This is a genomic window from Thermaurantimonas aggregans (genome assembly GCF_003851885.1).
Lineage (GTDB): Bacteria > Bacteroidota > Bacteroidia > Flavobacteriales > Schleiferiaceae > Thermaurantimonas > Thermaurantimonas aggregans.
In genome coordinates this window covers 1-11,134 of sequence record NZ_BHZE01000013.1, presented here as the reverse complement: position 1 = coordinate 11,134, position 11,134 = coordinate 1, and the positions used below count along the sequence as shown (strand labels likewise).

9 protein-coding genes and 1 tRNA gene are annotated in these 11,134 nt (G+C 41.5%); 3 read left to right on the top strand and 7 right to left on the bottom strand.

The window, feature by feature from the left end:
* The first annotated feature begins 1 nt into the window (after nt 1).
* Nucleotides 2–1,879 carry a cell division protein FtsZ gene (ftsZ, locus tag EIP89_RS07140; RefSeq protein ID WP_124397988.1) on the top strand — a complete coding sequence of 626 codons (1,878 nt, stop codon included), beginning with the start codon at nt 2–4 and terminating at the stop codon, nt 1,877–1,879.
* Between the two features lie 185 nt (nt 1,880–2,064).
* Nucleotides 2,065–3,006: a thioredoxin-disulfide reductase gene (trxB, locus tag EIP89_RS07135; protein ID WP_124397987.1), complete on the top strand. Its 942-nt coding sequence runs from the start codon at nt 2,065–2,067 to the stop codon at nt 3,004–3,006.
* A gap of 61 nt (nt 3,007–3,067) precedes the next feature.
* Here the strand turns inward: trxB and EIP89_RS07130 are convergent, their stop codons facing one another.
* From EIP89_RS07130 to EIP89_RS07100, 7 genes are all read right to left on the bottom strand, one after another.
* Nucleotides 3,068–5,251 (bottom strand): peptidylprolyl isomerase, encoded by a 2,184-nt coding sequence (locus tag EIP89_RS07130; RefSeq protein ID WP_124397986.1) that lies wholly within the window; start codon nt 5,249–5,251, stop codon nt 3,068–3,070.
* A gap of 83 nt (nt 5,252–5,334) precedes the next feature.
* Entirely contained in the window at nt 5,335–6,600 is a 1,266-nt protein-coding gene (locus EIP89_RS07125) for a hemolysin family protein (protein ID WP_124397985.1), read from the bottom strand.
* Complete coding sequence (locus EIP89_RS07120) at nt 6,597–6,815, bottom strand: hypothetical protein (protein ID WP_124397984.1); 219 nt, start codon at nt 6,813–6,815, stop codon at nt 6,597–6,599. Before EIP89_RS07120 ends, EIP89_RS07125 begins: the two co-directional genes overlap by 4 nt.
* Entirely contained in the window at nt 6,802–7,365 is a 564-nt protein-coding gene (lptC, locus tag EIP89_RS07115; protein WP_124397983.1) for an LPS export ABC transporter periplasmic protein LptC, read from the bottom strand. The genes EIP89_RS07120 and lptC overlap by 14 nt, the downstream gene beginning before the upstream one ends.
* Nucleotides 7,365–8,798, bottom strand: coding sequence for a tetratricopeptide repeat protein (locus EIP89_RS07110; protein WP_148086793.1), 1,434 nt, complete (start codon nt 8,796–8,798; stop codon nt 7,365–7,367). The genes lptC and EIP89_RS07110 overlap by 1 nt, the downstream gene beginning before the upstream one ends.
* The gene (gene bamG, locus EIP89_RS07105) at nt 8,798–10,117 is read right to left on the bottom strand and encodes a BamG family beta-barrel-assembly machinery protein (protein WP_124397981.1); all 1,320 of its coding nucleotides are present in this window, start codon (nt 10,115–10,117) and stop codon (nt 8,798–8,800) included. The genes EIP89_RS07110 and bamG overlap by 1 nt, the downstream gene beginning before the upstream one ends.
* A complete protein-coding gene (locus EIP89_RS07100) occupies nt 10,110–10,874 on the bottom strand; it encodes a type III pantothenate kinase (RefSeq protein WP_124397980.1) in 765 nt (254 codons plus the stop codon). Before EIP89_RS07100 ends, bamG begins: the two co-directional genes overlap by 8 nt.
* A 57-nt stretch (nt 10,875–10,931) precedes the next feature.
* On the opposite strand from EIP89_RS07100, the gene EIP89_RS07095 reads away from it, so the two are divergent.
* Nucleotides 10,932–11,004 (top strand) — tRNA-Phe (locus EIP89_RS07095).
* Nucleotides 11,005–11,134: the final 130 nt, after the last annotated feature.

Here is an 11,134-nt window from a genome sequence, read left to right as displayed (position 1 = left end):
CATGGAAACGAGCGAAATTCTCAACTTTGACCTGCCTAAAAACAAGTCATCTATCATAAAAGTAATCGGTGTAGGCGGTGGCGGTGGCAATGCCGTCAATTATATGTACTCCCTCGGCATCAAAGGTGTGGACTATGCCATCTGTAATACTGATCGCCAACATTTAGAAAACAGCCCCGTACCTATTAAACTGCAATTAGGTGCAAACATCACTGAAGGGCTTGGTGCCGGAGCAAATCCCAGCGTAGGTAGAGCCGCAGCCGAAGAAAGCCGTGCTGAAATCGAAAAACTGCTCGCTCAAGACACAAAAATGGTCTTTATTACAGCAGGTATGGGTGGAGGAACAGGTACTGGAGCAGCGCCAGTAATTGCAGAAATTGCAAGAGCACTCGGAATATTAACTGTGGGCATCGTTACTACGCCTTTCGGATTTGAGGGCAGATTACGGCTTCAACAGGCCGAAGCTGGCATAGCTGAAATGAAGAAGCATACCGATTCACTTATAATCATTAACAATAATAAACTCAGAGAAATATTCGGAAACCTCTACTGGAAAGATGGCTTTGCCAAAGCAGACGAAGTAGTGGCCACCGCTGCACGTTCGATTGCTGAAGTTATTACCAGGAACTTTAACATCAACATCGACCTGCGCGATGTAAAGACCGTACTGTCTAACAGCGGTACCGCAATCATGGGCAGTGGCCGCGCCAGCGGTACCGATCGCGCATCAAAGGCTGTTAAGCTCGCTCTCGACTCCCCTCTACTTAACGACAACCACATTCACGGAGCCACTAATGTCTTGTTGCTCATTAATGGATCAAGCGATGTAACCATTGATGAGATCGGCGAAATCAACGATTACATACAAGATCAAGCTGGTGGAAATGCAAACATCATCATGGGCTTGGGTGAAGATGAGTCTTTAGGACAGGAAATTTCCGTAACTGTTATCGCTACAGGATTTAATCGCGACAATACTCGCCTCATAACTGAAGAACCCGAAAAAAAAGTACACTTCCTAACAACTGATGAGGTGCAAAGTCCTGCTCCAAAACCAGCGGAAAAAACACCTCTACCTACCAAAGCACAAGAATCTACTCCAAAAGTAATTCAACCCTCATTGCTTGATATTGAAGAAACTTCTGATAAAAAATTAGAAAACGAAAAACAAGAAATTCCATCAAACACATTAGAACAAGTTAAACCTCAAAATCCAACAGTAAAAGAAATAAAAATATCTGAAAATTCAGATGAAGAAATTCGCTTTACCTTAGAAGACGAAAATGAAGAAATTCAGATTACCTATATAACAGATAACGATGAGTCGGCCCAGGTGGTAGAGTTTGACTTCGAAAAACCCTTGAATGAAATTTTTTCTTCAAACACCCAGGAAGTCGCTACACAAACTCCGGTTGAAGAAAAAATAACAGCAACTTATGACAGTGGAGTAAAGGTATTTGAGCTCATGGATGAAGAGGAAAAACAAGTACAGAAAGTTGCTGCACAGTTTGAAAGTGAGGATGAAACTTTGGAATTTGAAATTAAAGTAAAAAATGAAGTTCCATCACTACCTAAAAAATCTAATAAAAAAGAAGTAACAGAAGAAGAAGATTTCTTCGACAAACCCATCGAATACGCATTAAATAATTTGAGTAAATCTCGTAGAGAAAATTTAAGAAAATATAACCACATTTTCAGAAACAAAAAGCACCAGATCGACGAAATGCATGCAGAACCAGCATATAAGCGTAGAGGGATTAATATTGAAAAAGAATTGTATTCAAAAAAAAACAGTGAAAGCAGATTCACTGTTTCTGGAAAAGGAAATAATACAGAGTTGCGAACAAATAATTCTTTTTTACACGATAATGTAGATTAATCTTTCAAACATATATCTTTTCGCAAGGCGTGTCAATTTTTATTCTGATGCGCCTTTGCATTATAGATTTTTATTATCTAATTTTATTATTAATTTGTTACATCGATAAAACATTACATAAATCACACTGTAATCGGCAATAGGCAGGCTACCTTTGCAGCCTAATTTTAAAATCTCCTAAAAGAATGGAACAACACAAATGTGTAATCATAGGCAGTGGACCTGCGGGATACACAGCCGCCATTTATGCAGCAAGAGCCAATCTAAAACCCATTATGTACACCGGTCTGGAGGTAGGCGGACAGCTCACCACCACCACCGAGGTAGAAAACTTTCCGGGATATCCTGATGGCGTAATGGGCCCTCAAATGATGGAAGATCTCAAGCGACAAGCTGAGAGATTTCATACTGACGTTCGCTTTGGTATGGTAACAAAGGTCGAATTTTCAACTGAAAAAGGCGGCTGGCATACCCTGACTATCGACGACGAAAAACAAATACAAGCCAGAACAGTAATCATCGCCACAGGAGCTTCAGCCAAGTATCTCGGCCTCGAGAGCGAAAAACGGCTTATGGGTCACGGTGTATCAGCCTGTGCGGTTTGCGACGGCTTTTTTTATAAGGGCAAGGAAGTAGTACTAGTGGGCGGTGGTGATGCCGCTTGCGAAGAAGCTATCTATCTATCGAAGCTCTGTCCGAAAGTAACCATGCTCGTCCGCAGTGATAAGATGCGCGCCTCCAAAATCATGCAAGAGCGAGTGTTTAAAACTCCAAACATCGAGGTACTCTTCAACACAGAAACAATAGATCTTATCGGAGATCATGCTGTAGAAGGGGTTAAAGTGCTCTCAAAAAAAGAAAACCGTGAATATGTGATTCCAGCTTATGGGTTCTTTGTAGCCATCGGTCACAAGCCTAATACTGACATTTTCAAAGGACAGATCGACATGGATGAAACCGGATACATTAAAACCATTCCAGGTACCAGTAAAACGAATCTACCAGGCGTATTTGCTGTGGGTGATGTGCAAGACAAAGTATATCGTCAGGCAGTGACAGCCGCCGGTTCAGGTTGTATGGGCGCGCTGGACGCTGAGCGCTATTTAGCTGAAATCGAGGAAGCATAATCCGCTGTTTATCAAATAAAAAAAGCCGGCACGCATGGCCGGCTTTTTTTATTTTAATCAATTAGAAGAATCGATATCTTTGATCTACAATGTTAGCCGATTTCTTCAGCGATTCAAAAATTTGAGAGCGTACAAAAGGCTTAACGGCATTTTCAAGGCCTTTGGTGTAATTGTCGTACTCACCAGTATCACTTACAGGTTCAATGGATTTTACATTCACTACAATGGCGGCTACTTCTCCTTCGTAAGGTTTTAGGTTCAGACCAGCTTGTAAACCGCAGATGTAACCGACTGCCTTCGGGTCGTTACCTATACCGGGTATAATATTAGAAGTAAAATTAACACGAGCGTTGGTTACTCCTACTTTTAATTTATCAGCTATTGTCTTCAGGTCAGAGGCCCCCTTTACAGCGTCTTCAAGTTCTTTTAGGGCCATTTTGGCCTTCTTTTCTTTTAGTACTGCCTCTTTTACTTGGTCTTTTACTGACTCGAGTGAGCGGTATTTGCCGTCTTCAATCTGAGTGAGTTTTACTACCACATACGATTTGCCTTCGGATGTATTGATATCTATGTCGCCTACTTTTCGGTCTTCATTGAAGGCCCAGCGAACAATATCTCTGTTTCTACCAAGACCAACGATGAATTCCTGCATTGGTGTAATGTCGTTTACGGGACGAATTACGGTACCTAAAGCAGCGGCCTCTTGTTCAAACTTAAGGGGATCGCTAGCTACTGAAGCCAGGCGTGAGGCTTTTGCATAAACTTCTTCGAGGGTTTTCTCGCTGGGCTGCAATTCACGAACGATAGTGGCAAGCTGAAGGGCGCGTTCAGAACCTTTTTGATCGAGAATTTCAATGATGTGGAAACCAAACTCAGAGAGTACTAATCCAATTTCACCTTTATTATTCGTAAAACAGAACTCTGAGAAGGGTTTTACCATTTTATCAGGGCCAAACCAGTTCAGATTACCGCCTTCTACGGCAGAACCTTTATCATCGCTGAGCGTACGCGCCAAACTGTCGAACTGATTGCGGTTTTCTTTTAAATAGGCAAGTAGGGAATCGGCCATTTCCTTGGCTTCCATAGGTTGGCGAGTAGATTGGCTGCCCTGAGCCCCAGCAAAAGAAATCAGAATGTGACGGGCATTTACCGAATCAGGCAAAAATTTCACCTTGCTTACCTTAGTAAGCTTGTACTCATTGTCAACTAAATAAGGCCCGTGAATAAATCCGGGATTTTTCCCTTTGAAAATCGTGTCTTGATCCTTGAGCTGCGATTCGCGAATAAATTCTCTTTTAAAAGGCACATCGCTGCGTGTTGCTACATAGGCTGAGTCGTCTTCAGCCTCAAGGAAAGATTCGATCGGCTCTATGGTGCCGTCAGGATTTACTTTTTCAGAAGGGATGGTATAGCTAATCAATTCTTTGCGCACATTTTCTTCGTCTTCAGCTGAAGGAGTCACTGAAAAGCTGGCATACAGAATCGAGCGAATAGGCTCTTCGAGCTTGAATTTTTGCTTGTTTTTGCGATACCAGGCGTTGATATCAGAATCTTTTACTACCACAGCCGAGTCGGGAATGGATTCATAGGTTTTAGCTACGAGCTCCACGTTAAAGTACTGATTGTTGTTGTAGAGCTCCATTTTTCCAAAAGCTTTAGGCACATAAATGGCGAGCTCTACAGCCTTAATGTACTTCTGCTGAGCAGTTTGTTCGCGAATGGCTTTTTCGAAGTTAAGCCACTGGCGCCAGCGTTCGCGACTCTCTTGGTCGTTGTTTTGATTGTCTTGTAGCTGCTGAATGTAGTTTTGAAAAAGCGCATCGGAGAACATTCCGGTCATCTGATCTTTAAAGACTGGCGCTTGCTGAATGTTTGGGTCGCTTTTCAAGCGCTGGTAGAGCTCTTCAGGGGTTACAACGATGCCAAGTTTTTGCATGTAGCTGCCCCAAACTTTTTCGCGGATGAGCTCATCCCAGATTACATCAGCGAAATCTTTGCGCGAAGCATTTTGAAGAGAATAGTCGCCACTCTGTTGTTTGTAGATTTCGATGCGTTCGTCCACAAGGCTGTTAAACGTCATGACATCAATGGCCTCTCTGTTGATTTTTCCTACGTTTACAGCATCGCCTCTCAGCAGTGAATTGCCCGATGACAATAAATCTGTAAGGATAAAGACCACTAAGGCCAAACCTACCATGATGATGAGCAAACCAGAGCGCTTGCGGATTTTTTCTAATGTCGCCATGTATTTCCTTTTGTTGTAGTGATTTAGGTTTTAAAAATCAGGCTGCGAATATACAATAAGCCTTAAGCCAGGCAAAAGCTCTGTTATTTGATTGCCTCAAGTATGCGCACTTTTTGAATGCGGGTTTGTTCTATATGTTCAATTTTTAATTTATATCCTTCAATTTCAACAAGTTCACCTGCATTCGGAATGCGCTCAAGGCGATGAAAAATAAGCCCGGACAATGTGCTGTAATTTTCGTCTTCGGGCAAATGCATTTCATATACTTCGTTCAGACGATTGATTTCTACTCTACCACTGGCCACTATATCTTTTCCATCTTCCACTATTTCCTGATTGTCGTTTTCGGCTGTATCGTGCTCGTCTTCGATATCGCCAAAGAGTTCTTCCACTACATCTTCAATGGTAACAATTCCCGAAAGCGCGCCAAACTCGTCGTACACTGCCAGTATGCTGCGGTTTTCTTTGGTCATAAGGCGCAGCACTTCGCTTGCAGTCATGCTTTCAGGCACAAAGCGTATCGGACGTAAGATGGAAGTGATGTCTTTAGGAGCATTAATAAGGTCGTATACATGTACATATCCGAGCAGATTGTCTATAGTGCCGCGGTAGATGAGAATCTTGCTGAGATTTGATTCTTCGAAAAGTTTTTTTAATTCTTGGATGCCAGCGGTAATGGGTAGTGCAATCAACTCGGTACGCGGGATGATGAATTCGCGTAACCGCCGGGTTTCCATTTGAATAGCGTTTTTGAAAATCTCGATCTCGTTTTCTTCGCGGGCGGCAGTGGTGCTGTTTTCGTACTTCTCTTTGAAGAAATGCGCCAAATCGTGCCTTGTAAAGAGAATATTTTCTTCGTTTTCGATGTGGTGCTTTTTAAAAAGCAATCGAAGGATGCCATTGCTAAATTTTACTAAAACGTACGTAAAAGGCCATAACAAGATGTAAAACAACCAGGCAAAAACCGCAAAGCGCTGCAGCATGGTGTGCGGACGACTCTGAAACACGCTCTTTGGCAAAAATTCAGCTAACACCAAAATGATAAAGGTAGAGACGATACTTTGTAATGCTAAGAGCGTATAACCAGCAGGAATGCCTGCAAAGAGTGGACTTAACAAATCGGGTATAAAAATGCCATAAAGTACTAAGGCAATATTGTTGCCGAGCAAAAGTGCAGCAAGTAGCATCCCTTGCTTTCGGCTGAGAAAGGAAACGATTTTAAAAGCGAAAGAACCTTTTTTTTGCTCAACTTCAACGAAAAAACGGTCAGCACTCAAAAAGGCAATTTCTAAACCTGAGAATAGTGCTGACAGCAGCAGCGATACGATCACAAACGTATATGCACTCATTTCTGATGATGAGCGTTATTATCTCGTCTAAGGTAGCGTTTTCTCTGTGTTCGTCTTAGAAAAAACATAATGGTAGCCCCAATGCCTACCACGATGTATATCGAAATGTTTGTACCTGAATCTGTGGCGATTGCACGTACTATTTCAAAAACGCATATTGTAATGACTACCAGCCATGCAATTTCTACAATTCTTAGTGTGTCACTGATTTTCATCTTCTAGAAGAATTTCTCCTGTGATTTTCTGTATTTTATAGGTATTGAAATACTGATCTGCTTCAAAACCTTCTCCTATTATGATTTCTCTACCTGTAGTGACGGTAACTTTTTTGTCTGAAAAAATTTTTTCAGCAGCTTCATCCCAAATGAGATGGTCAGTTTCCAATTTTTCTCCTTTTTTGCTGACAAATATAACGTTATACATTGCTTCCCAGCGGTTTAAGGCAGGAAAGCGCACTGCGTATCCGGCTGAAAGTTCACTTTCTACCTGGCCATAATAGTCATAAAACCACACATGAATACCTCTTGAAAATTCCAGCTTCGGATTTTGTAGGTCGTTGTAAAAGGCAGCCACTGGCGCTTTCATTTCAAAGCGTTTGTAACCGCTATCGGTATAAACGAGATGTACATTCTCTCGCTGCTCTACAGGTAGAGTATCTACCTGATTGATCTGCCGTACTACTTCTGGATTATTTCTGCACCCGACAAATAAAAAAAGCACTACAACGGATGCTGCAGTGCCTGTTTTCAAAAACTTATGGGACATTATTTGATGTCAAAATCCACTGTTATTGTTTCATTTATCCAACAGCCGATCGTGTATTTATCGCCTTGCTTCCAGTTGAATTGGAAAGAGATACCCTTATCTGGCAATCTACGGCTGTATTCTGCAATGAGCTTTCTGGCTTTGTTTGCCACGTTAGGATCAGTGTTAATGGCTGCGCGAAGTTTGTCGATGGCAGCCCAGTACACGGCTTTCTTTTCAAACACATTGTTTCCACAAACACCTTCGGCAGCGGCATACACCTGTGCCAGCAGAATATATCCTTCTCCAGACTTGGAATTTATCTGAATGCTCTTCAAGGCTGCTGCTTTTGCGGCTTCGAGTTGACCTTTTCTCAGCATAGCCTCACCTGCCCTGCGCCAGTCGTCTGCGCGCTTTACGGGGTCAGCCTCCAGCTCGGCTGCTTTCTTAAAGGATTCGAAGGCGAGGTTGTAATCTTTATTGTACAAGGCGATCTTACCTAATGAACGCGATGATGTAGCGCTAGGCTCGAGCTTATTAAGTTCGTTGGCAATTTTCAAGAAAATGGGAAGGGTGATACAGCTCTCGCGTTCTCCATCTTCGTTTTCACGCTCTTTTTGCAGCAGTTTTGCAGCTCTCCTTAGCCAGTTGATATCGTTTTTATTGGCATTAAAGGTTTCGTCGTTGTACAGTACAGTCAGTCTGTCGCAAGTAGCTATTTTGGCAATTTGGAGCTCGATATTGGTCTCTACCTTTGTGTAATTCTCAAGTTCTTTTTCAAGTCTTTCTTTGGTTTTCAAATCTTTATCAGTGGCTTGATTAAGATCTATCTTTTGTTGTATTTCTTCTATTTGTCGGTTGTAATTGTTATTGTTTTTTTCTAGTGCCTCGCTAATAAGGTTAAACGTTTCAAAAACTTTGTCCAAACCAAATTTTTTACTATCTTTCTGATACATGCGTATCACCATAATAAAGTAGTTGTTAAAAAATGCAGCACTGTGCTCAAAGGTTTCAAGCTCCAAAGCTTTTTGAAAGGTGTTAAATACAGTTTCCATTTCAGATTCAGGCTCATAGGTCATCATATCCATTGCTTTTAGCCCGATCACATAGCCTTCTTTTTCAGGAAAGTATTTGTTTCGGTCGTCGTAGATTCTGTAGAGCAATTGTGTGAGTTCTCTTTTTTTGGCTTGATCTTTTTCCGCATCGATTTTAGCCTTTACAATGGTAGGACCATAAATATAGATGTTTTTGGTCATTTCCTTACAGTTGTCGAAGGTGTATTTCCAACCTTCGAAAGCCTCTACGTAATTACGTGTTTTGTATAATTCGTAAAAAATGGAATAGTTGTTTTTACAATCTTCTGAAGCATTCTGAAATCCCCCCTGTGCAAAAGCCCACTGGTAGAATGCCAAAGCAAAAAACACAATCAGAGAGATGTTTTTTGTTTTCATCATTATCTGTATTTGTATTTAATAAACCATTTGTCGTTTAGTGTGACACCGAAGTGAAACCTGAGAAAATCTTCTTGAATCAGATTACCTGAGGTTGTACCTCGGCGGCCTGCGACTACACCGATGTTTATGTGGTTGTATTTCACTTCGCCTGGTGCCAAGCCTCGGATTCGCAGCGGTAGAGCGAGGCCAAAAGTCATGCCAAGTTGAGAAATGTTTTGATTCTGAATATTGACGATTCCTGTCTCATAAAAGCCTCCAAGTCTGTATTCCAATCGATTAAAATAATTTGTGCTCCTCTCAAGATCGGGGAAGAAAAAGCGCGGCAGCATACTTACACCTGCAGCATAGCGCAGACTGTTCTGCCAGGTGCTACCTTCTACAGGCATGATCAATTCACTGCCATTGATATAACGCACTTCAACTCCAGCTGTGAAAACTGGTATTACGTGGCTCGTTGAATATTGTTGATAGGTAATTGCTCCACCCCATTGCATTGGGTATCTCACAGTGGTTTCTGCACCAGATTGGCTAAAGGTATCTACTGGATTTCCAAAATCACCGCCTGAATGGCTGTACTGCACGTCGGTATATTCGGCAGCTACTTGAATGGTAGGGGAAAATGTGCCTGCAATTACCAGTTCTTTGCGCTCAGCCAGTTTCAGTTGATATGTGAGGCCTGCGTTATACACAAATCCGTCGATTCGCACAATGCTTTTCTGGCGCGTATTCAGCGCATTCGATAAGTCAGGAATTACGTAATTCAATCTTTCTTTATCGCCAAAGAGATATTTGAGCGTTAAACCAATAGATAAACCTTTAACTGGTTTAGAACCCACAGCAAAAAAAGCCTGGTTAAACCCGCCTGATCCGGTAAATCGGTACAACACTTTGGGCAAAGGATCTTGGTTTTCTTCTACCGTGCGTATATCGTATCCTATAAATGAATAGGGAATATATCCAAAGGAAATTGTTTGCCCTTTATACACTGGAATAGCAAACTTTAAATGCGAAAAATTGGTCGAATAATTCCGAAGGCCTGACGGATTCTGCTGGTTTGAAATGTTGTAAACTGCTGTGTTTAGACCGAAGTCGAAAGTTGTAAGGTCTAGCGCACTAAGTGTAGCTGGATTGTCGATGTTAAAGAACAGAGGGTTGTATTGACCAAGGGTCATGCCGCCCAGAGCAAAGCTTCTTCCATTAGTAATCCACTGCAAATCGCCTAAGCCGTACTGCGAATAGGCAGATACTGAATTTTTTTGACCGAAAAGCGATATTGCATTTATAATTAAGAGGCCTACAAGGGCTGCGACTTTATGCATTGAGTTTGTAAAGAATGTTTAAACCTTCCAGACACATATTTGGACGCGCAAAGATGTCCGATTTTATCAATTTTTCCAAAGTAATAGCATCACCACCTGTTAAATAAATATTTAAATTTTCATGCATTTGAGATAAACGATTGATGTATTCATTTATTTCAAAGGCTGCCCCCTGTACACTTCCAGCCAAAAGGCACTCTTCGGTTGTCTTACCCACAAAAAGGGGATTTTCTTCCTTCCAAAGAGCATTGAATTTAAAAACATCTACTTCGGGCAAGGCTTGCGTGAAATGATGCATGGCTTTTGCTCGCATCTTTACTCCGGGCGATATACTACCACCGATGTAGGTAGTGCCTACTAAAACATCGAAAGTAATGCACGTACCGGCACTTATAATCAAACTGGCAGATGACTTCCTTTGAGCGGCTGCAGATACTACACAAATTCTATCAGAGCCTAAAGTGAAAGGCGTACAGTATGCTATGGTAAAGGGCAAACGAAGCTCTGAATGTACCCTCATAATACGACCTGATACGTTAAGCTGCTCAATTTCAGAATGAAAAGCAGGAATTACAGAACTGTAGAAAACGTCTTGTACATCGTATTCTTTAATGATGTGCTGCCATTGGTCGCGCGGAAAATTTCTGTCGTCAGTAAAACTATTAAATGCTATTTGCTGAATTTCAACGCCATAATGAACTTCTACTTTTGTGTAAGTATTGCCTACATCAGCGAGCAAGAAATTTTTTTTTGTCAAGTGAAAATTTTTTTTGCAAAATTAGTTAGTCGAAATACCTTTGCAGCCCGAAAAAATGGTGCGGTAGCTCAGTAGGTAGAGCAGAGGACTGAAAATCCTTGTGTCGGGGGTTCGATTCCCTCCCACACCACGTGAAGAAGCTGTCCTAAAAGAGGGCAGCTTTTTTTTATCAGTTTTTAAATGGTATTTAATGTTACAAAAAATGAATTAGACTTAAAGCAGGTTTTTGGTAGTGATATTTCAAAAAATTGATTTTTGAA

Bases quoted from the DNA above. Each gene is read 5' to 3' on its own strand.
- bamG (WP_124397981.1), bottom strand. From the start codon at position 10,117: ATGCATAAAGTCGCAGCCCTTGTAGGCCTCTTAATTATAAATGCAATA.
- ftsZ (WP_124397988.1), top strand. From the start codon at position 2: ATGGAAACGAGCGAAATTCTCAACTTTGACCTGCCTAAAAACAAGTCA.
- EIP89_RS07125 (WP_124397985.1), bottom strand. From the start codon at position 6,600: ATGAGTGCATATACGTTTGTGATCGTATCGCTGCTGCTGTCAGCACTA.
- trxB (WP_124397987.1), top strand. From the start codon at position 2,065: ATGGAACAACACAAATGTGTAATCATAGGCAGTGGACCTGCGGGATAC.
- EIP89_RS07120 (WP_124397984.1), bottom strand. From the start codon at position 6,815: ATGAAAATCAGTGACACACTAAGAATTGTAGAAATTGCATGGCTGGTA.
- lptC (WP_124397983.1), bottom strand. From the start codon at position 7,365: ATGTCCCATAAGTTTTTGAAAACAGGCACTGCAGCATCCGTTGTAGTG.
- EIP89_RS07130 (WP_124397986.1), bottom strand. From the start codon at position 5,251: ATGGCGACATTAGAAAAAATCCGCAAGCGCTCTGGTTTGCTCATCATC.
- EIP89_RS07110 (WP_148086793.1), bottom strand. From the start codon at position 8,798: ATGATGAAAACAAAAAACATCTCTCTGATTGTGTTTTTTGCTTTGGCA.